At 69.1% G+C, this 23,034-nt stretch carries 30 protein-coding genes; 7 read left to right on the top strand and 23 right to left on the bottom strand.

Annotated elements, in window-relative coordinates; genetic code table 11:
- Positions 1 to 3 precede the first annotated feature (3 nt).
- Together phoB and BM360_RS01955 are read left to right on the top strand one after the other, a co-directional pair.
- Complete coding sequence (gene phoB / locus BM360_RS01960) at positions 4 to 702, top strand: phosphate regulon transcriptional regulator PhoB (protein ID WP_093313598.1); 699 nt, start codon at positions 4 to 6, stop codon at positions 700 to 702.
- Positions 703 to 758: 56 nt separating this feature from the next.
- Positions 759 to 1,784: a hypothetical protein gene (locus BM360_RS01955; protein ID WP_093309917.1), complete on the top strand. Its 1,026-nt coding sequence runs from the start codon at positions 759 to 761 to the stop codon at positions 1,782 to 1,784.
- A gap of 9 nt (positions 1,785 to 1,793) precedes the next feature.
- On the opposite strand, the gene BM360_RS01950 is transcribed toward BM360_RS01955, so the two are convergent.
- The 5 genes from BM360_RS01950 to BM360_RS01930 form a co-directional block, all read right to left on the bottom strand.
- Complete coding sequence (locus tag BM360_RS01950) at positions 1,794 to 2,132, bottom strand: DUF2794 domain-containing protein (protein ID WP_093309915.1); 339 nt, start codon at positions 2,130 to 2,132, stop codon at positions 1,794 to 1,796.
- A 16-nt stretch (positions 2,133 to 2,148) separates the two neighbouring features.
- Positions 2,149 to 2,835 (bottom strand): serine O-acetyltransferase EpsC, encoded by a 687-nt coding sequence (gene epsC / locus BM360_RS01945; RefSeq protein ID WP_093309913.1) that lies wholly within the window; start codon positions 2,833 to 2,835, stop codon positions 2,149 to 2,151.
- A 51-nt stretch (positions 2,836 to 2,886) separates the two neighbouring features.
- Positions 2,887 to 3,198: a DUF3297 family protein gene (locus tag BM360_RS01940; protein WP_093309911.1), complete on the bottom strand. Its 312-nt coding sequence runs from the start codon at positions 3,196 to 3,198 to the stop codon at positions 2,887 to 2,889.
- 66 nt (positions 3,199 to 3,264) lie between these two features.
- Complete coding sequence (gene ahpD / locus BM360_RS01935; RefSeq protein WP_093309909.1) at positions 3,265 to 3,786, bottom strand: alkylhydroperoxidase, AhpD family; 522 nt, start codon at positions 3,784 to 3,786, stop codon at positions 3,265 to 3,267.
- A gap of 139 nt (positions 3,787 to 3,925) precedes the next feature.
- Entirely contained in the window at positions 3,926 to 4,468 is a 543-nt protein-coding gene (locus tag BM360_RS01930) for a peroxiredoxin (protein ID WP_093309907.1), read from the bottom strand.
- A gap of 126 nt (positions 4,469 to 4,594) precedes the next feature.
- On the opposite strand from BM360_RS01930, the gene BM360_RS01925 reads away from it, so the two are divergent.
- Positions 4,595 to 5,509 carry a hydrogen peroxide-inducible genes activator gene (locus tag BM360_RS01925; protein ID WP_093309904.1) on the top strand — a complete coding sequence of 305 codons (915 nt, stop codon included), beginning with the start codon at positions 4,595 to 4,597 and terminating at the stop codon, positions 5,507 to 5,509.
- A gap of 4 nt (positions 5,510 to 5,513) precedes the next feature.
- On the opposite strand, the gene BM360_RS01920 is transcribed toward BM360_RS01925, so the two are convergent.
- From BM360_RS01920 to BM360_RS01905, 4 genes are read right to left on the bottom strand one after another with little or no spacing between them, the layout of a single operon-like run.
- Positions 5,514 to 5,957, bottom strand: a complete 444-nt coding sequence (locus tag BM360_RS01920) for a molybdenum cofactor biosynthesis protein MoaE (protein ID WP_093309898.1) — start codon at positions 5,955 to 5,957, stop codon at positions 5,514 to 5,516.
- The gene (moaD, locus tag BM360_RS01915) at positions 5,954 to 6,214 is read right to left on the bottom strand and encodes a molybdopterin converting factor subunit 1 (protein ID WP_093309896.1); all 261 of its coding nucleotides are present in this window, start codon (positions 6,212 to 6,214) and stop codon (positions 5,954 to 5,956) included. The genes BM360_RS01920 and moaD overlap by 4 nt, the downstream gene beginning before the upstream one ends.
- Before the next feature lie 5 nt (positions 6,215 to 6,219).
- Complete coding sequence (gene pgsA / locus BM360_RS01910; RefSeq protein ID WP_093313596.1) at positions 6,220 to 6,789, bottom strand: CDP-diacylglycerol--glycerol-3-phosphate 3-phosphatidyltransferase; 570 nt, start codon at positions 6,787 to 6,789, stop codon at positions 6,220 to 6,222.
- 44 nt (positions 6,790 to 6,833) lie between these two features.
- Complete coding sequence (locus BM360_RS01905; RefSeq protein ID WP_093309893.1) at positions 6,834 to 7,412, bottom strand: phosphatase PAP2 family protein; 579 nt, start codon at positions 7,410 to 7,412, stop codon at positions 6,834 to 6,836.
- Between the two features lie 115 nt (positions 7,413 to 7,527).
- Here BM360_RS01905 and BM360_RS01900 point away from each other — a divergent pair, with 115 nt between their 5' ends.
- Positions 7,528 to 8,796, top strand: coding sequence for an MFS transporter (locus tag BM360_RS01900; RefSeq protein WP_093309891.1), 1,269 nt, complete (start codon positions 7,528 to 7,530; stop codon positions 8,794 to 8,796).
- Positions 8,797 to 8,800: 4 nt separating this feature from the next.
- Here BM360_RS01900 and BM360_RS01895 read toward each other — a convergent pair whose 3' ends face one another.
- Positions 8,801 to 9,019, bottom strand: a complete 219-nt coding sequence (locus BM360_RS01895; protein ID WP_093309888.1) for a hypothetical protein — start codon at positions 9,017 to 9,019, stop codon at positions 8,801 to 8,803.
- Between the two features lie 143 nt (positions 9,020 to 9,162).
- Here BM360_RS01895 and BM360_RS01890 point away from each other — a divergent pair, with 143 nt between their 5' ends.
- Together BM360_RS01890 and BM360_RS19825 are read left to right on the top strand one after the other, a co-directional pair.
- On the top strand, positions 9,163 to 9,636 hold the full coding sequence (locus tag BM360_RS01890) for a glutathione S-transferase N-terminal domain-containing protein (protein ID WP_242653267.1): 474 nt from the start codon (positions 9,163 to 9,165) through the stop codon (positions 9,634 to 9,636).
- Complete coding sequence (locus BM360_RS19825; RefSeq protein ID WP_242653265.1) at positions 9,618 to 9,746, top strand: hypothetical protein; 129 nt, start codon at positions 9,618 to 9,620, stop codon at positions 9,744 to 9,746. Before BM360_RS01890 ends, BM360_RS19825 begins: the two co-directional genes overlap by 19 nt.
- 4 nt (positions 9,747 to 9,750) lie before the next feature.
- Here the strand turns inward: BM360_RS19825 and leuB are convergent, their stop codons facing one another.
- The 13 genes from leuB to BM360_RS01830 all read right to left on the bottom strand — a co-directional run bounded on the left by leuB (position 9,751) and on the right by BM360_RS01830 (position 22,258).
- Entirely contained in the window at positions 9,751 to 10,794 is a 1,044-nt protein-coding gene (leuB, locus tag BM360_RS01885) for a 3-isopropylmalate dehydrogenase (protein ID WP_093313594.1), read from the bottom strand.
- Between the two features lie 59 nt (positions 10,795 to 10,853).
- Positions 10,854 to 11,453 (bottom strand): DNA repair protein RecO, encoded by a 600-nt coding sequence (gene recO / locus BM360_RS01880; RefSeq protein WP_093309886.1) that lies wholly within the window; start codon positions 11,451 to 11,453, stop codon positions 10,854 to 10,856.
- Between the two features lie 31 nt (positions 11,454 to 11,484).
- On the bottom strand, positions 11,485 to 12,384 hold the full coding sequence (locus BM360_RS19265; protein ID WP_131819154.1) for a GNAT family N-acetyltransferase: 900 nt from the start codon (positions 12,382 to 12,384) through the stop codon (positions 11,485 to 11,487).
- Positions 12,381 to 13,307 (bottom strand): polysaccharide deacetylase family protein, encoded by a 927-nt coding sequence (locus BM360_RS19260; RefSeq protein WP_131819153.1) that lies wholly within the window; start codon positions 13,305 to 13,307, stop codon positions 12,381 to 12,383. The genes BM360_RS19265 and BM360_RS19260 overlap by 4 nt, the downstream gene beginning before the upstream one ends.
- Before the next feature lie 77 nt (positions 13,308 to 13,384).
- Positions 13,385 to 15,301 (bottom strand): excinuclease ABC subunit UvrC, encoded by a 1,917-nt coding sequence (uvrC, locus tag BM360_RS01870; protein ID WP_093309883.1) that lies wholly within the window; start codon positions 15,299 to 15,301, stop codon positions 13,385 to 13,387.
- A gap of 461 nt (positions 15,302 to 15,762) precedes the next feature.
- Complete coding sequence (locus tag BM360_RS01865; protein ID WP_093309880.1) at positions 15,763 to 16,383, bottom strand: F0F1 ATP synthase subunit B family protein; 621 nt, start codon at positions 16,381 to 16,383, stop codon at positions 15,763 to 15,765.
- Positions 16,384 to 16,388: 5 nt separating this feature from the next.
- Positions 16,389 to 16,883 carry a F0F1 ATP synthase subunit B family protein gene (locus BM360_RS01860; RefSeq protein WP_093309873.1) on the bottom strand — a complete coding sequence of 165 codons (495 nt, stop codon included), beginning with the start codon at positions 16,881 to 16,883 and terminating at the stop codon, positions 16,389 to 16,391.
- 61 nt (positions 16,884 to 16,944) lie between these two features.
- Complete coding sequence (locus tag BM360_RS01855; RefSeq protein ID WP_093309866.1) at positions 16,945 to 17,172, bottom strand: F0F1 ATP synthase subunit C; 228 nt, start codon at positions 17,170 to 17,172, stop codon at positions 16,945 to 16,947.
- Positions 17,173 to 17,204: 32 nt separating this feature from the next.
- Complete coding sequence (locus tag BM360_RS01850; protein WP_093313590.1) at positions 17,205 to 17,978, bottom strand: F0F1 ATP synthase subunit A; 774 nt, start codon at positions 17,976 to 17,978, stop codon at positions 17,205 to 17,207.
- Between the two features lie 67 nt (positions 17,979 to 18,045).
- Entirely contained in the window at positions 18,046 to 18,363 is a 318-nt protein-coding gene (locus tag BM360_RS01845) for an AtpZ/AtpI family protein (RefSeq protein ID WP_093309858.1), read from the bottom strand.
- A gap of 165 nt (positions 18,364 to 18,528) precedes the next feature.
- A complete protein-coding gene (locus BM360_RS01840) occupies positions 18,529 to 18,903 on the bottom strand; it encodes a YdbL family probable chaperone protein (RefSeq protein WP_093309854.1) in 375 nt (124 codons plus the stop codon).
- Positions 18,903 to 19,112 (bottom strand): YnbE family lipoprotein, encoded by a 210-nt coding sequence (locus tag BM360_RS01835; protein ID WP_423228877.1) that lies wholly within the window; start codon positions 19,110 to 19,112, stop codon positions 18,903 to 18,905. The genes BM360_RS01840 and BM360_RS01835 overlap by 1 nt, the downstream gene beginning before the upstream one ends.
- Before the next feature lie 26 nt (positions 19,113 to 19,138).
- On the bottom strand, positions 19,139 to 22,258 hold the full coding sequence (locus BM360_RS01830; RefSeq protein ID WP_093309853.1) for an intermembrane phospholipid transport YdbH family protein: 3,120 nt from the start codon (positions 22,256 to 22,258) through the stop codon (positions 19,139 to 19,141).
- Positions 22,259 to 22,347: 89 nt separating this feature from the next.
- Here BM360_RS01830 and radC point away from each other — a divergent pair, with 89 nt between their 5' ends.
- Entirely contained in the window at positions 22,348 to 23,034 is a 687-nt protein-coding gene (radC, locus tag BM360_RS01825; RefSeq protein WP_093309848.1) for a RadC family protein, read from the top strand.

Here is a 23,034-nt window from a genome sequence, read left to right as displayed (position 1 = left end):
GCCATGGCCCGCGCCCGTTTGCTCCTGGTCGAGGATGATGCCGCGCTTGCCGAGCTGCTCGTCTGGCATTTCAAGCGCGAGGAGTTCGAGATCGATCACACGCCCGACGGTGAGGAGGCCTTGCTGCTCGCCGCGGAATGCCCGCCCGATCTCGTCCTGCTCGACTGGATGATTGAAGGGCTGTCGGGGATCGAGGTATGCCGCCGCCTTCGCCGCATGCCCGATACCGCCAACGTGCCGATCATCATGCTGACGGCACGCCACGAGGAAGAAGATCGCGTGCGCGGCCTGGAGACGGGCGCCGACGATTACGTGACGAAGCCCTTCTCCCCGCGCGAGCTGGTGGCGCGTGTCGGCGCGGTGCTGCGCCGCGTGCGGCCGGCGCTGGCGGGCGAGCGTCTGAGCTATTCGGATATCGAGATGGACGTCTCGACTCACCGCGTCCGCCGCGACGGATCGGCGGTGCCGCTGGGTCCGACCGAGTTCCGCCTGCTCAAGCACTTCCTCGAACATCCCGGCCGCGTCTTCTCGCGCGAGCGGCTGCTCGACAGCGTGTGGGGCCGCGATGCGGAGATCGAGCCGCGCACGGTGGACGTGCATATCCGGCGGCTGCGCAAGGCGATCAACCTCGACGGCCGACCCGACATCATCCGCACCGTCCGCTCCGCCGGCTATGCGCTGGATGCGGAGGGCGTCGCCTGAGCGTATTGCCGGACTAACACAGTCGGGCTAGGCTTTGCCCCTTGAAGGGGGCGGTGATGTATAGCGATGCCGATCTGGACTCCGCGGTGGCCGCGGGCGTGCTGAGCCCGGCGGCGGCGGCGGCGTTCCGGGCGCATGCCGTCGCTCGCGCGATGCCGGCGGCGGTGGACGAGGAGCAGTTCCGCTTCCTCACCGGCTTCAACGACATCTTCGTCTCCATTGCCGCCACCCTGATGCTGGGCGCACTGGCCTGGCTGGTCGGCAGCGTTGCGGGGCCGTTCGCCGGGTTGCCGGTAGCGGTCGCGGCCTGGGGGCTGGCCGAATATTTCACGCTGCAGCGGCGGATGGCTCTGCCCTCGATCCTGCTGCTGCTGGCCTTTGCCGGCGGCGTGTTCCTGACCGTCTACGGCCTCACGCCGAAATGGGGCGGGCGGAGCGAAGAGGCGCGGGCGGCGGCGGTGGCGCTGGCGATCACGGCGGCCGCGGTGTGGGCGCATTGGCGACGCTTCCACGTGCCGATCACCGTTGCGGCGGGCGTCGCCGCCCTCGTCGCCATGACGCTGTCGCTGCTGCTGTCGACCGTGCCGGAAGCTCGCGCCGCGATAATCCCGCTGCTGCTCGTCTGCGGGCTCGCTGCCTTCGCCGTCGCCATGTGGTGGGACATGAGCGATCGCACGCGCACGACGCGCCGGTCGGACATCGCCTTCTGGCTGCACCTGCTGGCGGCGCCGCTGATCGTCCACCCGATCTTCTCGCTGCTGGGGCTGCTCGGCGGGCGGGCAACGCCCGGCGAGGCGGTGGCGGTGCTGCTGCTCTATGTGGGGCTCGGCATCGTCGCGCTGGCGATCGATCGGCGCGCGCTGATGGTCTCTGCACTCGCCTACGTCATCTACGCGATGAGCACGCTGTTCCGCGAATTCGGTGCAGTCAGCCTCAACCTTGCCTTCACCGCCTTGATCATCGGATCGGCGCTGCTGCTGCTCTCCGCCTTCTGGCACAGCGTGCGGTCGAAGGTGCTGGCCGCGCTGCCGCGAGAGCTTCGCGAACGGCTGCCGGTGGTGGACCGGCCCGCCAAGGCGTGAGGCGCCGGATCAGTCACTGACGAGCTTGAGCAGCCGCCGCTCGACCGGCGCCAGCACCGGCCCGAGCTCATGTCCGCGCTTCAGCACCGCACCGATCTCGCCGATCAATGCCCATTGCCCCTGGCGGGACCGCAGTGCTGGCCGCTTCTCGATGCGATATTCCGGCCGTTCGGTGGCACGGCGAAAGGCCGAGAAGCTGGCCGCGTCGCGCCCCAGCTCGATCGCATAATCGCGCCAATGGCCGGCAGCGACCATGCGGCCGTAGAGATCGAGGATGCGCGCAAGCTCTTGCCGGTCGAAGGCAACCTGCAGAGGCGGCCGCCCGGGAAAGGGCGTGACGACACCCATCAGCGCAGCCGCCCGATCAACCCGCGTCCCGCTCACGCACCTCGGCTGCGCGCTCCTCGATCAGCTGGGACAATTGGCCGCGCAGCCGCTCCACCTCGCAGCGCATCGCCTCCAGCCGGGCGACCGCAGGGTCGGCATTGTCGCAGCACGGCGTGCCATAGGGTGTGAAGCGCTGCTTGTCCTCCGCGGCGACCGGCATCGGCTTGGCCGGAATGCCGATCATCACCGCACCGGGCGCGACATCCTTGGTGACGACCGCATTTGCGCCGATCCGCGCGCCCGCGCCGACCGTCACGGGGCCCAAGATTGCAGCGCCAAGGCTGAGGATCACGCCATCTTCCAGCGTGGGGTGACGCTTGCCGCCCATGCCGTTGGTCGGATTGGTGCCGCCGAGCGTCGCACCCTGGTAGATGGTGACATTGTCGCCGATCTCGGCCGTCTCGCCGATGACGACGAAGCCATGGTCGATGAACAGGTTCCGGCCGATCTTGGCGCCCGGGTGAATGTCGATGCCCGTCAGCAGGCGCGCGAGATGGTTGATGAAGCGCGCGCAGAACCACAGCTCCGCCTCGAACAGCCAGTGCGCGAGGCGGTGCATGCCGACCGCGAGCAGGCCGGGATAGAGCAGGATCTCCCAACGGGAGCGCGGCGCCGGATCGCGCGCCTTGATCGAATCGAGATAGGCGACGAGCCGGGCGAACATGGCGTTCTCCGCGTCAGACAACGTGAAGTGAAGAGATAGGCGTGCGCCCGATCAAGCGCCAGTGTCGGCCGCAGGTTCCCCATCGGCGGGCTTCGCTTCGGCGGCGTCAGCCCCATCCTGATCGGCGATGTCACGGAAATAAGGCTCGACACTGCCCTTCATCGTCACCGTCATCGGATTGCCGTGACGATCGCGCGAGCGGCCCGCGGCCAGCTTCACCCAGCCTTCGCTGACGCAATATTCGTCGACGTTGGTCTTTTCCTGGCCGTTGAAGCGGATGCCGATGCCGCGCATCAGCAGATCCGCGTCGAAATGCGGGCTGCGCGGGTTGGTGGAAAGGCGATCGGGGGGCGTGTCGGTCATGCCGCGCCCTTAACGTGCCTGTCCGCCGCCGTCATCCCCGGGCAGCGGGGATGACGGCGGGCCGGATCAGATCTTGGTCGCGTGAACGGTGGCGGCAGCGGTCATCACCGCGCCGATGCGGGCAGCGGCCTGGATCGTCTCGGCATTGACGCCGTGACCCTTCAGCACCTTCTCGTGGCTGTCGATGCACATGCCGCAGCCATTCTGGGCGGAGACGGCGAGGCTGAACAGCTCGAAGTCGACCTTGTCGATGCCGGGATTGCCGATGACGTTCATCCGCAGCTTGGCCGGCAGCTGGCCATATTCCTTGTTCGAGGCGAGGTGGACGAAGCGATAATAGACGTTGTTCATCGCCATCACCGCCGCCGCTGCACGCGCCGCATTGGCCGCCTCGGGCGAAAGCTTGCCGGCGGCTTCCGCCTCGGCCGCCTCGACCAGCGGCTTGTAGCCGGAGCCATGCGCGCAGGCGAGGAGCAGACCATATTTGCGCTGATCGCCAAGCGCCGCATCGTTGAGCAGCGAGCCGACGTTGAGGCGGATATCCTTGGCGTAATCGGGCAGCGAATCGGCAAAGGCCTTGAGGGACATGGGGGATCTCCTGATCTGAACACCAGCCTGTCCGACCTCCGCGACTTCGCCGGGCGGCACCATGCTGGTGGAAAATGAAAGGGGCGCGGGAGCCTGAACCCCCGCGCCCCTTATGCGAGCCCTAAGCGACGCCCAGGGGTCAGGCGGCGGGCTTCAGCACCTCTTCGCCCTGCTGCCAGTTGCAGGGGCACAGCTCGTCGGTCTGCAGCGCGTCGAGCACGCGGATCGCCTCGGCGGGGTTACGGCCCTGGTTGAGGCCGTTCACCGTTACGTGCTGAATCACGTTGTGCGGGTCGACGATGAAGGTCGCGCGGTAGGCGACGCCCGCTTCCGCATCGACGATGCCGAGCGCGTTGGCGAGCTTCTTCTGGTTGTCGGCGATCCACGGGAAATCGCAGTTGGCCAGGCGCTCGTCCGACTTGCGCCACGCGAAGTGGACGAAATCGGTGTCGGTCGATGCGCCGATCAGGTCCGCATCACGATCGTCGAGATCCTGCTTCAGCTCGCCATAGCCGATGATCTCGGTCGGGCAGATGAAGGTGAAGTCCTTCGGCCAGAAGAACACGACCTTCCAGCGGCCGTTGGTGGCGCCGGTGTCGATCGTCTCGCCGGCGGGCAGTGCGGAGACGCCCTGCTGGACCGGGAGCGTGAAGGCGGGGAACTTGTCGCCAACGGTGAGCATGTTTGAATCTCCTGTTTGAAGGCGTAGCGGTGAACCGCAGAGCAGTTCGTGCACGCGTCATGTGGCAGTCTAGCGTTCAACGGACAAATTGATTATTCGGTCGGACGTGATCGGATGAGGCGATGAATGAGCACCTACCTGCCCACGCTGAAGCAGCTGCAATATCTCGTCGCCCTGCAGGATAGCGGCCACTTCGGCCGCGCCGCTGATGCCTGCTTCGTCACGCAATCCACGCTGTCAGCCGGCATTCGCGAACTGGAGTCGCTGATCGGCGTGACGCTGGTCGAGCGCACGCGACGCGTCGTCCGCTTCACCCCGCTCGGCAGCCGCATCGCCGACAAGGCGCGGCGCGTACTGCGCGAGGCGGAGGAGCTGGGCGATCTGGCGCGGGCGGCGGGCAAGCCGCTGTCGGGCGATCTGCGCATGGGCGTCATCCCCACGATCGCGCCCTTCCTGCTGCCCCGCCTGCTGCCCAAGCTGCGCGAGCGCTGGCCCGACCTGAAGCTGTATCTCAGGGAGGAGACGAGCACCGCCGCCTGCGACTCGCTCCACCGCGGCCATACCGACTGCGTGCTGCTGGCCCTGCCCTACAGCTGCGGCGACGTGGATGTGGCCGAGCTGTTCGACGACCGGCTCTATGTCGCCTTCCCGGCCAAGGACGGGGCGCAGACGCCCGCCCGGGTGACGCCCGATGCGATCGACGAGCGGCACCTGCTGCTGCTGGAAGACGGCCACTGCCTGAAGGATCATGCGCTGGCCGCGTGCAACCGGCCGGAGCTGCGCGCCGAGGCGGCGATGATGGGCACGTCGCTGCACACGTTGGTGCAGATGGTGGCAAACGGGCTGGGCACGACTCTGCTGCCGAAAATGGCGCTGGATGCGGGCATTCTCGATCACACCGCCATCGTCGCCCGCCCGCTCGATGCGGATCATCCCAGCCGACAGATCGCGCTCGTCTGGCGCAAGAACAGCCCGCGCGAGAAGGAGTTCAAGCTGCTGGCGGACCTGTTCCGCGAGGAGCGCGCGGCGAAGGTGGCCTGACGGCTCAGTCCCAGCGGGCGGCGGCCGCGTCATCCTCGGCGCGGGCCTCCACCCAAGAGGTGCGGCCGTCGGCGAACCGCTCCTGCTTCCAAAAGGGCGCGCGCGTCTTCAGCCAGTCGATCAGGAACGCAGTCGCCTCCAGCGCGGCGGCGCGGTGCGGGGATGCGGCGGCGACGAGCACGATCCGCTCGCCCACGCTGAGCGGGCCGACACGGTGGATCGCCACGATCCCGAGCAGCGGCCAGCGCGCCGCGGCCGTCTCGCAGATGACGCGGATCGCCTTCATCGTCATGGTCGGGTGATGCTCGAGCACCAGCGCCTCCAGCCCGTCGCCGCCACGAACGATGCCGGTAAAGCTGGCGACGGCGCCGCCGCCGAGTGCCTCAAGCGCAAGCAGCTCGGCACCCGGATCGAACGGCGCCTCCTGCACGCGGATGTCGGCGATCATCCGCCCGTCACCGGCGGAAACAGCGCGACCTCGCGCGCGCCGGCGATCGGCGCATCGAGCGCGACGAAGCGATCGTCGATCGCGGCGCGCAGGCGGGTGAGATCGGCAAAGGCATCGGCATAGCCCGAGCCACGCGCGGCGAGCCATGCCGCCAGGTCCGCCACCGTGGTCACGTCCGCGGGCACGTCGACCGCCTCTCCATCCAGCCCGATCGCCTCACGCACGCGGGCGAAATAGAGGAGACTGAGCGTCGCCATGGCCCTCAATCCATGTGCCGGATGCCGACGCGCAGATAATCCCACCCGGTGATCAGCGTCAGCACCGCCGCCGCCCACAGGCTGGCAAGACCGACCAGGCCGATCCACGCCGCCTGCGGCAGCGCACCGCCAAGAATGATTGCGCCGAGCGAGACAAGCTGGAAGGTCGTCTTCCACTTGGCCAGCTTCGACACGGGCAGCGATACCTGCAAACCGGCGAGGAATTCGCGCAGACCCGACACCGCCATCTCGCGCAGCAGGATGATCAGCGCAGCGATGACGTGCCAGCCCTGCACCAGCGGCTGGCCGGTCGCGAGGCTGGGGAAGGCGACGAGCATCACGATCACCGCGGCGACCATGATCTTGTCCGCGATCGGATCGAGGAACACGCCCAGCTTGCTCACCGCGCCCTGCGCGCGCGCGAGATAGCCGTCGAAATAATCGGTCACGCCCATCAGCACGTAGAGGCCGAAGGCGAGCGCATAATCCGCCCAGCCGGGCCGCCACAGCAGGAAGACAAGGATCGGCACCGCGAAGATGCGCGACAGGGTCAGGATGTTGGGCAGCGTCAGCATCGCCGCCATCCGTATATCGGAACGACGCGCGGCGGAACCCGCCGTCATGGCGGCAGCAGGCGCGCGGCGCGGTCCACCGCCGCCTCCGCCGCGACGCCGATCAGCGCACCTGCGGCAAGATCGCTCGGATAATGGGCGCAGCGCGGCACCTGCACCGCCGCCACCGCCACCGAGACGAGCGCGCCCGGCAGGCTGCTCTCCGGATAGTCGCGCGTCAGCGCACGGGTGACGGCGACGATGCCGGCGGTGTGGCCCGACGGAAAGGACCGCATCTCCTTCCCCGGCGTCTCCCCCGACGCCATTTCGTAGCGGCCTTCCTCCACCAGCAGGTTGGGACGGGTGCGATCGACGCGGTTCTTGATGACCGTCTTGGCGGCGGTGGCGAGCAGGTGGCTGGCCAGCATCCGCGCGCCTGCCCGCGCCAGCCGCGGCCGGCGCAGCAGCAGCCCGGCGGCCAGCGTTGCGGCGGAGATGGCGATGAGCGGCGGCTGGTCCGCCAGCTCGCTCAGCTTGCCACCGGCGCGGACCAGCGGGTGTTCCCGCGCGCACGCGGCGGCCTGCGCGACGCGCACGTCGGCACGCTCGATCGGAGTGGCGTCCTGCGCGGCGTCGGGAATGTCCATCGCCGGATCAAGCGTTTCGCGGGCCGGATGGTTGCGCGGCCCGGCCGGGCTATCGCCGCCTGCCGGGGACCGCTATGAGACGGCCGTCCACGCAACAGCGGATGCCCCCCACGGCATGCAATCCACCGTCCGGCTCCTCGGCCAGCGCCGTTTCCTGCCGCTCTTCCTCACCCAATTCCTGAACGCCTTCAACGACAACCTGTTCAAGACGGCGATGGTGATCCTGGTCACCTTCACCATCTACAACGATCCCGAGCAGGAGCTGTTCTTCTCCGCGGTGGCGGGTGGGCTGTTCATCCTGCCCTTCTTCCTCTTCTCCACCCTGTCGGGGCAGCTGGCGGATTCGATCGACAAGACGCGGATCATCCGCTTCGTCAAATCGGCCGAGATCGTGATCATGGTGGGCGGCGCGGCCGGCCTGCTGCTGCACAGCATCCCGCTGATGCTGACCGCTCTGTTCGCGATGGGCGTCCACTCGACCTTCTTCGGCCCGATCAAATATGCGATCCTGCCGCAGCATCTGGAGCCGGACGAGGTGCTGGGCGGCACCGGCCTCGTCGAGGCGACGACCTATGGTGCGGTGCTGATCGGCACGATCGTCGGCGGGCTGGTGTCGCCGCACGCGGCGGCGGCGATGGTGGTCGTGACCGCGATCATCGGCCGCCTGCTCGCGACGCAGGTGCCCCCTGCCCCGCCCGAGCCGCACGAGCGGATCATCGACTTCCGCATCATCCGATCCTCCATCGCGCTCATCTCGGCGACGATGCACGTGCGCCACCTGTTTCTCGCCATCGTCTCGATCAGCTTCTTCTGGGCGCAGGGCGCGATCCTGGCCGCGCAATTCCCGCCGCTGGTGAAGAACGTGCTGGGATCGGACAAGGAAGTGGCGACGCTCTTCCTCGCCATCTTCTCGGTCGGCGTCGCGATCGGATCGGTGGTGATCAACAAGCTCCTGGCGGGCAAGGTCTCCGCCCGCTGGTCGCCAGCGGCGGCGCTGGTGATGGGGCTGTTCCTGCTCGACCTGTGGTGGACCGTAAGCGGCTGGCCTGCCGCCGGTGGGGGTCGCCTGCTGGAATGGTCCGAATTCATCGTCATGCCGCGGGCGGAACGCGTGCTGTTCGACTTGTTCGGCGTGGCCGTCTTCGGCGGCATCTTCGTCGTTCCGCTCTACGCCTTTCTCACCACCAGCGTGCCGAAGGACCAGACGGCGCGAACGGTGGCAGCGAACAACATCGTCAATTCAGGCGCGATGGTGGGATCGACCGTGATCCTCGCCGGGCTCGTCCATGTCGGCGTCACCGTCGCGCAGACGATGCTGCTGGTCGCCGTCATGTCGATCGGGGCGGCGGCGCTCGCGCGGATGCTGCACCGCGCTTGCGATTGAGCGATCAGGCCAGCCAACTCAGGAACAGGATCAGCCCGATCACGTAAGTCATTATGAACAGCCGGATGTCGCTGGGCGACAGGAACGGCTCCGCGATGACGGGCACGAGCGCGCGCGCGGGTGGGATCATGATGGCCGCGTCCATCGGCACGGAGATCGCGACCGCGGGGCGGCGGATCATCGTTGCGGTGAGCGGGGCGAAGTGCGGCTGTGCGTGGTCCATAGGCAGGTCTTAACGCGGCGTTCACCGTTTCGTCTTGCCCGATCCACGATTAACGCCGTTGCCGTCTCACCTTGGCACATGGGGAGAGACCAATGATCACGCTCTACACGTAGATAACGCCGAACGGCCGCAAGGCCTCGATCATGCTGGAGGAAATCGGCCTCGCTTACGAGGTGAAGCCGGTGAACATCGGCAAGGACGAGCAGTTCGCGCCGGACTTCCTGGCGATCAGCCCCAACAACAAGATCCCCGCGATCGTCGATCATGACGCGCCGGGCGGCCCCCTCGCCATCTTCGAATCGGCCGCGATCCTGACCTATCTGGCCGACAAGAGCGGACAGTTGCTCGCGCCGAGCGGGCCCCAGCGGTGGAAGGCGCTGAAATGGCTGGCGTGGCAGGTGGGAGGGCTCGGGCCGATGCTCGGCCAGCTCAACTTCTTCGCCAAGCGCTCGCCCGACAAGGCCCCGCTCGCCATCGAGCGGTTCACCGACGAGTCCAAGCGGCTGCTGAAAGTGATGGCGGGGCGGCTGGACTCAGTGCCCTACTTGCGGGCGATGCCTACTCGATCGCCGACGTCGCCAGCTACGCCTGGACCAAGGTGGCGTTCGAGATGCTAGCCGACGTGCTGGACGATCCCACGACGCGCCATCCCTCCATCGCCCGCTGGCTGGCCGCGGTGGGCAGCCGGCCGGCAGTGCAGCGCGGGATGGCGGTGCCGCAGGTCTGACGCGTCAGAGCGCCGCCAGCACCGCATCCGCCATGGCGCGCGTGCTGGCGGTGCCGCCCAGATCGCCGGTGCGCGCACCGCCCGCCAACGCGGCCGCCACCGCCGCCTCGATCCGGTCGGCGTCCGCGGCACGGCCGAGCGAGTGGCGCAGCATCATCGCCGCGGACAGGATGGCGGCGAGCGGATTGGCCTTGCCCTGCCCCGCAATGTCCGGGGCGGAGCCGTGGATCGGCTCATACAATCCCTTGCCGCGCTCATCGAGCGAGGCGGACGGCAGCAGCCCGATGGAGCCGACGCACATCGACGCCTGATCGGACAGGATGTCGCCGAACAGATTGCCGGTGACGATCACGTCAAATTGGCCGGGTGCGCGCACCAGCTGCATGGCGGCATTGTCGACATAAAGGTGATCGAGCGCGACATCGGGATAGTCGGCCGCGACCTCGATCATCACGTCGCGCCACAGTTGCGACGTTTCCAGCACGTTGGCCTTGTCGACCGAGGTCAGCCGGCGCTGCCGCTTGCGCGCAGTCTCGAAGCCGATGCGGGCGATGCGGCGCACCTCCGCCTCGTCATAGGCCATGACGTCATAGCCCTGACGCAGGCCGTCCGCCGTCTCGCGCCGGCCCTTCTCGCCGAAATAGACGTCGCCGGTCAGCTCGCGCACGATGACGAGATCGATCGCGCGCGCAATTTCCGGGCGGAGCGCGGAGGCGTCGGCCAGCTCGGCGAACAGCTTGGCCGGGCGCAGATTGGCGAACAGGCCGAGCGCGCGGCGCAGCCCCAGGATCGCCTGCTCGGGGCGGAGCGCGCGCTCCAGGCTGTCGCAGGCCGGATCGCCGACCGCGCCGAATAGGATCGCATCGGCCCGGCGGGCGAGATTGAGCGTCGCGTCCGGCAGCGGATGGCCCGCTGCGTGGTAGGCGGCGCCACCGACAGGAGCCTCCTCATAGGTGATGGCATCGCCTAGCACCGCGTCGAGCACGCGGCGCGCCTCCACCAGAACCTCAGGCCCGATCCCGTCCCCGGGCAGCAGTGCAACCAGCATGCGCATCCCCCTCGCGTCAGCGGGTGCGACATGCCGGGGCGCGGGCGCGGGGGCAAGCCTCAGGCGGCGTGCCGCAGCCGCGTGATCAACCGCTCGCGTGCCGCCAGCACGGCGTGGCGGCGATCGGGCAGCACGTCGCGCGCCAGCCGGTCGCCCGTCGCCCGCAACGCCTCGAACAGAGCGGGCCAACCGCGGATCGGCCCGGGCACGCCGCCGCCATAGCCGAGTGCCGAGAGCAGCAGCGCCTCGAACCGCACCAGCCCCCCGGCCCAGCCCCGCGCCGCCGGTGCCGCCTCGATCGCGGCCAACAGCCCGTCCAGCCCGGCATGGATGGCAGGATAAGGCTGACCCTCCGGCAGCGCGGCGGCCACGAGCGCGGTCGACCAATCGATCGCGGCGGCCGGCAGCGGCTCGGCCAGCAAAGGTGCGCGGCTGTGCACCAGCTCGACGGTCAGCGCCGCCAGCTGCGTCTCGCTCCGCGCGCGATAGTCGGCCGCAACGATGTTGCCGGGCAGCAGCACGGGGCGCAGCCGCCGCGATCGGCCGCCGCGGACATAGCCGGGTTGCAGGCCGTCCTCCGGCGTCAGCAGCCGCGCAATCGTGCCATGCTCGCCATGGGGCAAAGCCGCGCAGACGATCGCTTCGGTGGCGAGGTGCATGGGCCCGATTACCGAGCCTCCCGCGCGGAGGCTAGCGCCGCACCCGCTTGGCGAGCGCGGCGACGCGGGGGTGCGTCGCCGCCTGCTTAACCCAGGCGACCCCGCGATCGAAGCCCTGGAGCGCGCCGGCCGCGGCAAGGTTCGCCGGCGTGCGGCGCAGCAGCAGCAGATCGCAGCAGGCGACGCCGTCGGTGGCGAACAGCCGCTTGTGCTGCCCCTCGCCCTCGGTGAAGTCGAGCCGATCGAACCGCCCCTCCGCCGCCAGCAGCCGCATCGCGCCGAGCTGGAGCACGCTGCCGACCGACCAATCGGCGAAGCGCGGATCGAAGCCGAGATAGGCGTAGATCAGGGTGCGCCCGTCCGCTGGCAGATACAGATAGGCGGCCGGCTCGCCGCGCACGAACAGCAGGAAGGCGCGCACCTGATCCGCCGCGGCGAGCCGCAGCATGGCGGGCAGATCGTCGGGCAGGCCCGCGTCGAGCAGCTTTTCCTGATAGCTGGCGGCAGAAACGGCCCGCGCGATGGGGAAGAAGGCGGCGATTTCGTCGGGGCTGGCGAAGGCGCGCAGGTCCACCGTCCCGCCCTCATGGCCCGCCAGCTTGCGTTCCTTGCGTAGCAGCGTGGAGCGGCTCTTGCCCGACAGCTGCGCCGCCCAGGCATCGAAGCCGCGATCCAGCGCGGCATAGCGGCGAACGTAACGCTGCCGGACGATCCGGGCGAGATTGCCCGCGGGCAGCCGCTCCAGCGCATCCTCGGCCAGGGAGGTGACGAGATAGCCGTCCTGCCCCAGGGCGAGCGGCGGGAGTGCGGGCACATGGCCAGCCTCCGCCTGCGCCAGATCGAGACTGACGCGCACCAGCCGGCGCGGAATGGAGAAGAGGGTGCGCGCGCCCACCTGGAAGCGCAGCGGCACCCGCGCCACGGCGCTCACCGCCGCCGCTCGTCGACCAGATTGGACCAGACCTGCTCCGCCACCCGCCGGAAGCGACGCTTCGAGCCGGGCGAGAAGGCGCGCGCCGGCACGTCGAGCGGCAGATCGCCCAGCGCATCGAACCGCGTCGTCGGCGCGACCGCCGCGAGATCGGCGAGCGTGCTGCACAGCGCCTCGAACCGGCGGACATGGGTGGTGTTCGGCCGTACGCCGCTTCGCCCGGCCAGCTCGAACGAATGGCTGACGATGGTGACGAGCGGGTGATCCGCCTCCGCCGCATGGAGAATGGCGGCACGCATCTCGTCGGCGGAGACGGCGCAGAGCTGAAGGTGGCGCAGCTTCGAGCCCTCCTCGATCAGGCTCACCGGCACCTCGATAATGCCCTCGTGCCGCGTCGGCGTAGCCAGCCAATTGGGAAGCGCCACCGCGCTCGGCCAGGGCTGGTGACTGCCATTGTGGCTGCTGTCGTAGCGGAAGCCGAGACTGGCCAGCGCGCGCAGCGTCGCATCGTCGGCGGCATAGCTGCCCGCGCGGAAGGCGATCGGTGCAGGCGCTCCGGCGGCGATCAGGTGATCGCGCGCGGTGGCGATAAGGCGGCGCTGATCGTCCTCCGGCAGATCGGTCAGCTCGAAGGCGGGGGCCCCCTCCTCCCATTGCGGGTGGAGGTGGAGTTGCACCTCCTGCCCCGCCTCGAGGATCGGCGCGATCATCCGCCGGATCGGCTCGGCGCCCCAGCGCGCGGCGGGCATCGGATCGACGAAGAAGCAGGCAGACAGGCCATGCGCCGCCAGCCGCCCAAGCTGCCACGGCACGCCGACACCCGCCGGATCGTAGGAACGGGCGAACGACTCCTCCCACCCGCGCCGCGGGTCCGGCTGCCAGCGCAGCTCGGTATCGACGGTGAGGAGCACGCGCGTCGGCATGGCCGCGCCTTACTCCGCGGAGACGAAGCAAAGGTAAAGAGCGGGGCGCCGGACGACCCACTCAAGCAGAGATGCGGTCAGCGCGCGCCCGGATGGAAATGATCGTAGACGGCACGGGCGGTCGCGGCCGACACGCCGGGCGCCTTTTGCAGGTCCTCCAGCGCCGCGCCCTTCACCGCCTTCGCCGTGCCGAAATGCATCAGCAGCGCTTTCTTTCGCGCCGGGCCGATGCCCGGCACCTCGTCGAGCGGACTCGTCACCAGCGCCTTGGCCCGCTTGGCCCGGTGCGTGCCGATGGCAAAGCGATGCGCCTCGTCACGGAGCCGCTGGAGATAGAACAGCACCGGCGAGTTCATCGGCAGCATCGATTCGCGGCCGTCGGGCATGTGGAAATGCTCGCGCCCGGCATTGCGATCAGGACCCTTGGAGATGCCGACGACGGGAATGTCGTGCACGCCCATCTCCTCCATCACCTTATAGACGGCGGAGACCTGCCCCTTGCCGCCGTCGATCAGCAGCAGATCGGGCCATTCGCCCGAGGTGCGATCCGGATCCTCCGTCTCCAGCCGGTGGAAGCGGCGCTCCAGCACCTCGCGCATCATGGCGAAGTCGTCCCCCGGCGCGGTCTCCGGGCGCTTGATGTTGAACTTGCGATACTGGCCCTTGCGGAACCCCTCCGGCCCCGCGACGATCATCGCGCCGACCATGTTGGTGCCCATGATGTGGCTGTTGTCATACACCTCGATGCGGTTCGGCGGGCCGGGCAGCTCGAACAGATCGGCCACCTGCTGAAGCGTGCGGTTCTGCGTCGTCGATTCAGCCAGCCGCCGGTCGAGCGCCTCGACCGCATTGCGGCAGGCCTGCTCCATCAGGCGGCGACGGTCGCCCCGCTGCGGCCGCTCGATCGACACCTTGCGCCCCGCCCGCTCGGACAAGGCCGCCTCGACAAGTTCACGCTCGGCCAGATCGCGGTCGAGCAGGATAAGCCGGCTGGGCGGCACATCCTCGTAGAATTGCATCAGGAAGCCGGTCAGCACCTCGTCCGCGGGCACGTCGGAGACGTGGGCGGGGAAGAAGGCGCGGTGCCCCCAATTCTGCCCGCCGCGGATGAAGAAGGCCTGGATGCCGACATGCCCCTCCTTCTCCGCAAAGGCGAAGATGTCCGCATCGCCGACGCCCTCAGCGTTGATCGCCTGCGTGCCCTGGATGAAGGTGAGCGCCTTCAGCCGATCGCGATAGACGGCGGCCAGCTCATAATCCTGCTTCTCCGCCGCCTCCGCCATCGCCGCGCCGAGCTTCTTCTGCACCTGCGTCGACTTGCCGCCGAGGAACGCCTTGGCGTCGTCGAGCAGCTCAGCATAATCGGGTTCGGAGATACGCCCGACGCAAGGTGCGGAGCAGCGCTTGATCTGGTGCAGCAGGCACGGCCGCGCGCGATTGTTGAAGAAGCCGTCGGTGCAGGAGCGGAGCAGGAACAGCTTCTGCAAGGCGTTCAGCGTCAGCCGTACCTGCCCGGCGCCGGCGAACGGGCCGTAATACTCCCCCTTGGCGCGTCGCGCGCCGCGATGCAGCTGGACACGGGGAAAGGCGTGATCGGCGCGGAGGAGGATGAAGGGGAAGCTTTTGTCGTCGCGCAGCAGCACGTTGTAGGGCGGGCGGAAGCGCTTGATCAGCTGCGCCTCCAGCAGCAGCGCCTCGGCCTCGGTATTGGTCGTGACGATCGTCATGGAGCGCGTCTGCGCGACCATGCGGCTGATGCGGCGCGGCAGGCGGGCGACCTGAGTATAGTTGGCGACACGGTTCTTAAGCGCGCGCGCCTTGCCCACATAGAGCACCTCGCCGCGCGCATCCTGCATCCGATAGACGCCCGGCCGCACCGGCAAGGTCTTCAGCACGTTGCGGATCGCGGCGACGCCCGCCTCGAGATCGGGCGCGTCGCTGCCGCGAACGGCAAAGGTGGCTTGTTCTTCGTTGAAGCGGTCGGGCGGTGTCACAAGAGCGATTTAGGAGTCCGGGAGTCCGTGCGCTAGGGCGGAGCGCGCGCGACCCAGATGCATCTCACCGCAAGGGAGATGCGCCATGCCGATCCAGACATCACCCGCGTCCTGCTCACGCTGCTGCTGCCAGCCGCCGCGGGAAGGCTTGGACTGGGGCGGCATCATTGGCACCATCGCGCAAGGCAGCACCATGGAGGGGGCTGCCCGCGAAGGCGCCAGCTCGTCAGCACCGCGCCGACCTGCCGACCCAGGCGCCAACCCGGGGCGCGACGCATCGATCACTCAGAAATGCGCATGTCTAGCGCGCAGTCTGCATCGGCGGGGTGCCACCAGCCAAGCCATAGTCGCGCAGCTGTGCGGCTGGCGTTGAGGATCGGGCGCCAGATACGAAGAGGCGCAGAGAAGGCCTAACCTTCCCTGCGCCTCTTCATTTCAACCGTTGTGCCGGCCAGCGCAGATCAGTTCAGGCGCGGGCCGATACCGGAGATGGTGCGGTCGATCAGCGCACGGTCCGCGTCTGCGCCATGCCGCTCGGCAATCAGCAGAGCCGCCGCCTTGCCGGCCGCATCCGCCGCCTTGGCGCGAACCTCGGCAACTGCCGCACGCTCGGCCGCCGCGATCTTGTCCTCGGCCATGCGGCCGCGGCGGGCGATCAGGTCGGCGGCATCTGCTTCCGCCTGCGCGACGATCCCGGCCGCTTCCTCACGTGCGTGGGCGACGATCTCGTCCGCCTCCCGTGCGGCATCCGCCGCCTTCTTGGCATATTCCGCCTTCAGCGCCTCGGCATCGGCACGCAGGCGCGCCGCATCGTCGAGGCTGGCGCGGATGCCCGCAATCTGCTTGTCGAGCGCAGCACCGATCACTGCCGGTACGCGCTTGACGATCAGGATGAGGATCAGGACGGTCATGGCGACCGCGACCCAACCGGTCGCATCCCAGCCGAGCACCGTTGGCTCGGCATGGATGTTGTGCTCACCCGCGGTCGTCGCCGCGCCGACATGGGCGTTGGGCTGGAGGCCCTGCGCCTTGTCCGCATTTTCGAGATTGTGCGCCACGATCGCCGATCCGTTCTCAGCCATGAAGCTCAGCCCTGCGCCAGTGCGGTCCGCACCGCACCCTGCGCCTGCACGCGATCGACCTCGATGCCGGAGACGCGGGCGACGATCGCCTGCGCCGCCTCCGCCGCGACTTCCTCGATCCCGGCGACCGCTGCCGCCTGCTGCTCGCGCAACCGCGCCGATGCCGCTTCCGCCTTGGCGTCCAGCTCGGCATCCGCCGCCTTGACCCGCGCCTCACTGGCACGCGCCGCCGCAGCCTTGGCCTCGCCCGTTGCCTGCACCGCCTGCGCCCGCGCCGCATCCATGCGGGCGCGATAATCCGCCTCGGTCGTGTCCGCAGCGGAGCGGGCCGCTGCCGCCGCGGCGAGATCGCCGGCAATGCGCTGGTCGCGCTGATCGACCGTCGCGGCGATGCCAGGCAGCATCGCCTTGCCGATCCCGAAGTAGATCAGCCCGAAGACCACCGCCATCCAGAAGATCTGGGACGAATAGGTCGCCGCTAGCTGCGCGATCTGGGGCATGGCGTTCCTCTTGTCCTCGTCACTCGAAACCGCGGCGGGCCCGAAAGCCCGCCGGCAGACATCAGGCGACGAAGATCAGCAGCACCGCGATGACGAACGAGAGCAGGCCGAGAAGCTCGGCGGCGGCGAAGCCGATGAACAGGCGGCCCTGCTGGCTGTCGGCAGCCGACGGGTTGCGCAGCGCGCCCTCGAGGAACTTGGCGAACACGTTGCCCACGCCGAGTGCGGCCAGACCGGCACCGATGGCGGCCAAACCGGCGCCCAGCAGCTTTGCGGCTTCTGCGTCCATGAAACTTACTCCCTATCCGTAGTATGTTGAAATCAGTGAAGATTGACCGCGTCGTTCAGGTAAAGCGACGTGAGCAGCGCGAACACATAGGCCTGGATCACGCAGACCAGCAGCTCGAGCGCGGAGATGCCGATCATCAGCAGGAAGGTCGGCAGGCCGACGATCGTGCCCCACAGCAGGCCCGAACTGCCCGACTGGACGACGAAGCCGGCCAGCACTTCGAGCAGGATGTGTCCCGCCGTCATCGCCACGAACAGTCGCAGCGCGAGGCTGAACGGGCGGACCATGAACGAGAAGAACTCGACCGGCGGGATCAGCCACATCAGCCACCAGGGCGTGCCGTGCGGCACGAACAGTGAGAAGAAGTGGAAGCCGTGACGGGCGAAGCCGACCACCAGCACCGTGCCGAACGAGAGCAGCGCCAGCACGCCGGTCAGCGTGAAGTGGCTCGTCGAGGCGAAGGGGTGGAGGCCGGGCGCCAGCGGCCGGAAGATGCCGATCGGCAGCAGGCCGAGGAGGTTGGCCATGAGGATGAAGCTGAACAGCGTGAAGACGAGCGGCACGAAGCGCCGGCCTTCCTTGCCCACGTTCGAGGCCAGCATGTTGTCGACGAAGCCGGTCAGCCCCTCGACCGCGGCCTGCCAGCGGCCGGGCACCAGCTGCTTGCGCATGCCGCCGATCATGAAGACCCACAGCGCGAGCAGCGCCAGCACCATCCACAAAGCGGAGTTGGTGAAGGCGATGTTATAGCCTCCAAGGCTCCAGTTGGTGGTGCCGAACAGCGGCTCCACCGTGAACTGGTGCATCGGGTCGATCTTGCCGCCTTCCGCCACCGCTGTCCCTTGCCCCTATTTGCGCGCCGAGCGCCCGGGTCTACTCCGGACGCTCGTTCGAAATCCTGATGATGCTCCTGAACGCAGCTGCCACTCCGAGGAAGAGCAGCGCGAGCAGAAACCATGGGGTGGTGCCGAGAAAGTGATCGAGCGTCCAGCCGACCAGCGCACCGCCGCCAAGCCCCGCGATCAATTCCGCCAACACGCGATTGCCTTGGGAATAACCCCGATTGGCGTCGACGCGTGCCTGTCCGGTCCTGACCGCCTCGGCATCGGCGGCCGCCTTCAGCCGCTCATCAAGCGACCGGAGGCGGGGATCCGCTGCCGAAGGGACTTGCCCGGAATCGTCACTCTCCATTCGCGCATCCCCTTGCCTCACCCTCCTGAGCGGAGGGCATCGGGGCGGGTACGCGGCTGGAGGCGAGCGATCCCGCCAAGGCGCGGTCCCCTTACGAACGGGTTTCGGGCACGTCAAGCGATGGCGCTAACCCCCGGTTCACACAGGCGTCTGCCCGTGGGCGGTTCAGCCGCAGACGGCCGGCAGCGCGATCGGGCCCGCACCCTTCACCTGCCAGCCCGCACCGGCATTGTAGGGCTGGCCGGCCGCGACGCGCTTGGCCAGCTGATCGCAGCCGCGCGCGGCGGCCACTTCCTGCACGGTCGCGCCCTGCCGCCCGGCAATGTCGGTATAGATCTGGCGGCGCTTGATGTTGACGGCATCCACCGCCGCCTTGACGTCGGCGGGCGCGGCCTTGGCGAAGCCGAGATAGCCGTCCGCCTGCTCGCCGACGATGCCGGCGGACTTCGCCGCGGCGATCGCGCCATCGTCCTGCGCCCATGCAGCGCCGGCCGCCAGCGCGACCGCAGCCACCGCCAAGCCAAAGCTGAACCGCGTCATCAGAACACTCCCGGAAATTGCTTGTCCAAATCCTGCACGTCGCGGCGGAGGCTGACCACCACCTCCTGCCGGATGTTGACGTTGAGGTTGATCTCGATCGGCTTCTCCGGCGCCTTCACCGAGATGCAGCCCGCCAGCAGGCAGGCCGCGCCCGCGGGGATCAAGCGCATGGCCGCAGGCGTCGCACCGGCACGTCCCGTCGTCAACATGGCTCGTCTCATCGCATGTCCTTGCTTTATCGCGGCTGAACCGGGGCGGCCGGGCTGGAGCCCGGCAGCGGCGTCACGGGCGTGCGTGCCTGCTCGATCAGGCCGCGCGGGTCGTTGAGCGCGCGGGCGGAGTTGAGCAGGCCGCGGAACGGCGCCCTAATGGTGATGTTGAAGCGGAACGGCAGGTTCGAGAACTGGCTGAGCAGGCCGTTCTTGCGCACCGCTTCCTTCGGCGTCTCGTTCGTGCCGTCGAACAGCACCCGGCTGACGATCTCGCCATCCAGCGATCCGTCCAGCTCGATCGCCAGCCGATCGTAGCGCATCCGCTTGAGGGCATCGAAGGCGAGGCTGCCGAACATGCCGAGATCCTCGTTCGATATCTCGCCGACATAAGCGAGCGTGCCGCCGCCCTGCCGCACCGCCAGCCGCCCACGTTCGATTCGCCCGCCATCGGCGCCGAAGGCGATCGGCAGCGTGCCATCGAACACGCCCGTCACCGCGATGTTCTTGAAATCGAATTGCTCGACGAACTTGGCCGCATCCATGCCGACCACGCGGAAGGTCATCCGCCGCACGGACGGTCGACCGAAATCGAGCGTGGTCGGCTCCAGCAGCAATTCGCCACCCGAGAACGGCCAGCGCCCGCTGGTGATGGCGACCTGCTGATCAGGCAGCAGTCTGTAGCGGATCGTGCCGTCGCGCACCGCGATGCCGGGATTGATCTCGGTCACCGTCGCGACCTGATCGGGGGCGGAGACGAGGCCGAGCAGATCGGTGAAGACGATCTCGCCCTTCAGTCCCTTCACCGGCCCGAAGGCAGCAGCGAGATCGATCGCCTCGGTGCCGAAGCGTCCGGTGGAGGTGACGCCATCAGCGGTCCAGTCGATCTCGCCGCGTCCGGCCAGCGTGCCGCGGACGTTGGCGATCACGCCGAGCGTCAGCCGGGTCAGGCGCTCGGGCTGGAGCGCTTCGGTGAAGGTGATGCCCGGCACGTCCAGCGTGGCATGGCCGGCGCCGCGCGACAGATCGTGGCGGATCGTCACTTCGCCAATGCGGGTCGAATCGGCGGGCGCCCGCAACGTGCCGTTCGCCTTTATCTGTCCGCCCGCCAGCCGCAGCGTCACGCCGTCCGCCGCCAGCGGCTCGAACCGCGCCGGATCTGCTGCGTCGCGGACAGATAGGGTGCCGCCGAGATCGAGCACGCCGCCCGCCAGCCGCCACGGGCCCTGCCCGTCCGACAGGATCAGCGGCACCGCGCCGATCTGCCCGCCAAGCCCCGCAAAGCGGCCGGCGAAGCCCCGCCGGTCGGCGATGCCCGTCAACTGCGCGACGTCCAGCCTGCTCTGCCGCTCGGGCGCGCCAAGCCGCACCGCCAATGCGTCCGCCGTGAAACCCGGGCGCCCTACATCGAAGCGCAGGCGCGTGGCGGCAAGCGACAGCGGCGACCCGCCGAGCGTACCGGTCAGCCGCGGGCCGGGTATCTCCCCGCCGCCCTGGACTCCGCCGCGCGGCGCCTGCCACAGCAGGGCCCGTCCGGAAGGGCAAAGCCGCAGCCGCGTCGGCCCCGCCACCGCGCCCGAAATCCGCAACCGCGACCAGCCGAGCGGCGCACAGGCGTCGTTCAGCGTAAAGCCGCCCCGCGCACCCAGTCGCCCGATCAGCGGCAACGTCAGCCCCTCGACCCGCCCGTCGCCAAGCGGACCGTCCAGCCGGATCGCGGTCGAGATACGCGTCGCCCCACCTTCCTGGGTGAAGCGGACGGGCGCGAGCGCCAAGCGGGCATCGCCGGCTGCGTAGGGCGCAATCGTCGCTTCCCCGCTGAACGGTCCACCGCCGGGCGCCTGCCGCAGCGCGACTCGGCCGGCCGGCAGACCGCCACCGCCGAAGGTAAGCGCGCCGTCCATCCGGAAGCCACCGGCCGGCCAGACGACGCCCGCGCGCAGCCCGTCGCCCGCAATCCGCGCACCACTCCGTGCGGCGAGCGTGAGATCGCTCAGCAGGATGCGCCCGCGGCCGCCGCCTGTGACCAGCGCCAGCTTCGCCTGTGCGGAGAACTCAGCCGCCGCCCGGTCGGCGGCAACGGCGAGACCTTGGGCGAGCGGGCCGACCGGACTGCCCGCCGCCGCTCCGCCCCATCCGGCCAGCGACCGCCGTGCGGCCGGATCGAGTGCGGCGTCGAGGGTGGAAACCTGGCCATCCAGCTGCACCTGCCCGCTGCCCACGCGGTAGCGCCCGGCAAATGCCGCATTGCGCATGCCGATGCCGCGCGTCGAGCTTCGCGCCGCCTGGATCTGGACCTCGCCTTCGGTGCCGCGCGCCCCGCCGGACACGCCGATGCGGCCGCTGATAACCTCGCTGGAAACGCCCGCGCCGGAGAATCGCGCCAGCTCGATCTGGCCGCCGCCGTCCCACCGGTCGAGCGCGGGGGAAAGCCGCAGGTCCACCGCCGCCTGCGCACCCGATACCCTGGTGCCGCCGCAATCGAGCGACGGCACACGAACGGGCCCATCGACCGACGGCTGGCGATCGCTGATCGTCACGTTGAGAAAGGCGGTCGCGCCCTCGCTGCGGCAACCGGCCACCTTCAGGTCGCGCGAGACGAGCGCGAGCGATCCGCGGAAGCCATCGTCCAGCCGCCCTCGCCCATCGAGCGCGAGGCCGAGCGGGCCCGCCGGCGTCTCCAGCCGCATCCGCGCGTCCCGCAGATCCACGTCCAACTCCGGCAGCACGAAAGGGCTGCCGTCGGACGCCGGCAGCAGCCGGTCGATCGCACCGAGCGACACGCGCCCATCGACGACCTTGCCGTACAGCCGCACCCCGCGTGCCTGCACCGCCTCCAGCTTCGGGCCGGAAAGGCCGAGCGACAAACGCAGGATCACTTCGTCGGCGGTCAGATCCGGGCGGGCGGGATCGCCGATGGAGACGTCCACCAGCCGCTGCTCGCGCACGTTCAGCCCGGCAATGCGATAGCGGGCGGGCACGCCGCGCTCCCGCAGCGCACGATCGACGAAGCCGGTGGCGATCGGCTTGCGCTGCGACCACAAAGCCGCCAGCGCGAGAGCGAGCAGCGCGAACAGCCCGGCAGCGATCAGCCGCCAGCGACCGTGCCGCCGCACCTCGATGTCGTTCGTTTCGGCTGCGTCCAAACCCACCTCGCGCCCACCGCAACGCCCGAAGGGACGATCGGTCCCACGGCATTGCCGCCGCGCTGGCACGACCTTAGACAGGTGGGTGCATGGGGGACAAGCCGAGCGAAGACGGAACCGGGCACCGCGCGCGGCTGCGCACGCGGCTGTTCGAGGGCGGACCCGACGCGCTGCTCGATCATGAGTTGGTCGAATATCTCCTCGCGCTCGCCATTCCGCGCCGTGACACGAAGCCGCTCGCCAAGGCGCTGCTGCGCGAATTCGGCTCGATCGGGGCTTTGCTCTCGGCCGAGCCGGAGGCGCTGGTTCGGCAGGGTGGCCTGTCCGAAGGTGCGGCGGCGTCGATCAAGATTGCGGAGGCCGCCGCGCTCCGCCTGCTCGCCTCGCGGGTCGTCGGACGGCCCGCGCTGGCGAGCTGGACCGCGCTGATCGACTATCTGCGGGCCGACATGGCGCACCGCTCGGTCGAGCGGGTGCGCGTGCTGCACCTCAACAGCAAGAATGTGCTGATTCGGGACGAACTGGTCCACGAAGGCACGATCGACCAGGCAGCGGTCTATGTCCGCGAGGTGATCCGTCGCGCAATGGACCTCGGCTCAGCCGCGCTGATCCTCGTCCACAACCACCCGTCAGGCGATCCTTCTCCCTCCAAGCAGGACATCCAGCTGACCCGCGCCGTGATCGACGCGGGTCGGCCGCTCGGCATCGCCGTGCACGATCATGTCATCGTCGCGGGTGAGGGGCATGTCAGCCTGCGCGCGCAGGGGCTGATCTGA

The organism is Sphingomonas jatrophae (assembly GCF_900113315.1).
Classification (GTDB): Bacteria; Pseudomonadota; Alphaproteobacteria; order Sphingomonadales; family Sphingomonadaceae; genus Sphingomonas_P; species Sphingomonas_P jatrophae.
Note: the sequence above shows the minus strand (reverse complement) of the source record. Positions and strands in the feature narration are given on the sequence as shown.

What these genes read in the sequence shown, in the direction of transcription:
- phoB (WP_093313598.1), top strand. Translation starts at nt 4, where the DNA reads ATGGCCCGCGCCCGTTTGCTCCTGGTCGAGGATGATGCCGCGCTTGCC.
- BM360_RS01955 (WP_093309917.1), top strand. Translation starts at nt 759, where the DNA reads ATGTATAGCGATGCCGATCTGGACTCCGCGGTGGCCGCGGGCGTGCTG.
- BM360_RS01950 (WP_093309915.1), bottom strand. Translation starts at nt 2,132, where the DNA reads ATGGGTGTCGTCACGCCCTTTCCCGGGCGGCCGCCTCTGCAGGTTGCC.
- epsC (WP_093309913.1), bottom strand. Translation starts at nt 2,835, where the DNA reads ATGTTCGCCCGGCTCGTCGCCTATCTCGATTCGATCAAGGCGCGCGAT.
- BM360_RS01940 (WP_093309911.1), bottom strand. Translation starts at nt 3,198, where the DNA reads ATGACCGACACGCCCCCCGATCGCCTTTCCACCAACCCGCGCAGCCCG.
- ahpD (WP_093309909.1), bottom strand. Translation starts at nt 3,786, where the DNA reads ATGTCCCTCAAGGCCTTTGCCGATTCGCTGCCCGATTACGCCAAGGAT.
- BM360_RS01930 (WP_093309907.1), bottom strand. Translation starts at nt 4,468, where the DNA reads ATGCTCACCGTTGGCGACAAGTTCCCCGCCTTCACGCTCCCGGTCCAG.
- BM360_RS01925 (WP_093309904.1), top strand. Translation starts at nt 4,595, where the DNA reads ATGAGCACCTACCTGCCCACGCTGAAGCAGCTGCAATATCTCGTCGCC.
- BM360_RS01920 (WP_093309898.1), bottom strand. Translation starts at nt 5,957, where the DNA reads ATGATCGCCGACATCCGCGTGCAGGAGGCGCCGTTCGATCCGGGTGCC.
- moaD (WP_093309896.1), bottom strand. Translation starts at nt 6,214, where the DNA reads ATGGCGACGCTCAGTCTCCTCTATTTCGCCCGCGTGCGTGAGGCGATC.
- pgsA (WP_093313596.1), bottom strand. Translation starts at nt 6,789, where the DNA reads ATGCTGACGCTGCCCAACATCCTGACCCTGTCGCGCATCTTCGCGGTG.
- BM360_RS01905 (WP_093309893.1), bottom strand. Translation starts at nt 7,412, where the DNA reads ATGGACATTCCCGACGCCGCGCAGGACGCCACTCCGATCGAGCGTGCC.
- BM360_RS01900 (WP_093309891.1), top strand. Translation starts at nt 7,528, where the DNA reads ATGCAATCCACCGTCCGGCTCCTCGGCCAGCGCCGTTTCCTGCCGCTC.
- BM360_RS01895 (WP_093309888.1), bottom strand. Translation starts at nt 9,019, where the DNA reads ATGGACCACGCACAGCCGCACTTCGCCCCGCTCACCGCAACGATGATC.
- BM360_RS01890 (WP_242653267.1), top strand. Translation starts at nt 9,163, where the DNA reads ATGCTGGAGGAAATCGGCCTCGCTTACGAGGTGAAGCCGGTGAACATC.
- leuB (WP_093313594.1), bottom strand. Translation starts at nt 10,794, where the DNA reads ATGCTGGTTGCACTGCTGCCCGGGGACGGGATCGGGCCTGAGGTTCTG.
- recO (WP_093309886.1), bottom strand. Translation starts at nt 11,453, where the DNA reads ATGCACCTCGCCACCGAAGCGATCGTCTGCGCGGCTTTGCCCCATGGC.
- BM360_RS19260 (WP_131819153.1), bottom strand. Translation starts at nt 13,307, where the DNA reads ATGCCGACGCGCGTGCTCCTCACCGTCGATACCGAGCTGCGCTGGCAG.
- BM360_RS01865 (WP_093309880.1), bottom strand. Translation starts at nt 16,383, where the DNA reads ATGGCTGAGAACGGATCGGCGATCGTGGCGCACAATCTCGAAAATGCG.
- BM360_RS01860 (WP_093309873.1), bottom strand. Translation starts at nt 16,883, where the DNA reads ATGCCCCAGATCGCGCAGCTAGCGGCGACCTATTCGTCCCAGATCTTC.
- BM360_RS01855 (WP_093309866.1), bottom strand. Translation starts at nt 17,172, where the DNA reads ATGGACGCAGAAGCCGCAAAGCTGCTGGGCGCCGGTTTGGCCGCCATC.
- BM360_RS01850 (WP_093313590.1), bottom strand. Translation starts at nt 17,978, where the DNA reads ATGCACCAGTTCACGGTGGAGCCGCTGTTCGGCACCACCAACTGGAGC.
- BM360_RS01845 (WP_093309858.1), bottom strand. Translation starts at nt 18,363, where the DNA reads ATGGAGAGTGACGATTCCGGGCAAGTCCCTTCGGCAGCGGATCCCCGC.
- BM360_RS01840 (WP_093309854.1), bottom strand. Translation starts at nt 18,903, where the DNA reads ATGACGCGGTTCAGCTTTGGCTTGGCGGTGGCTGCGGTCGCGCTGGCG.
- BM360_RS01835 (WP_423228877.1), bottom strand. Translation starts at nt 19,112, where the DNA reads ATGTTGACGACGGGACGTGCCGGTGCGACGCCTGCGGCCATGCGCTTG.
- radC (WP_093309848.1), top strand. Translation starts at nt 22,348, where the DNA reads ATGGGGGACAAGCCGAGCGAAGACGGAACCGGGCACCGCGCGCGGCTG.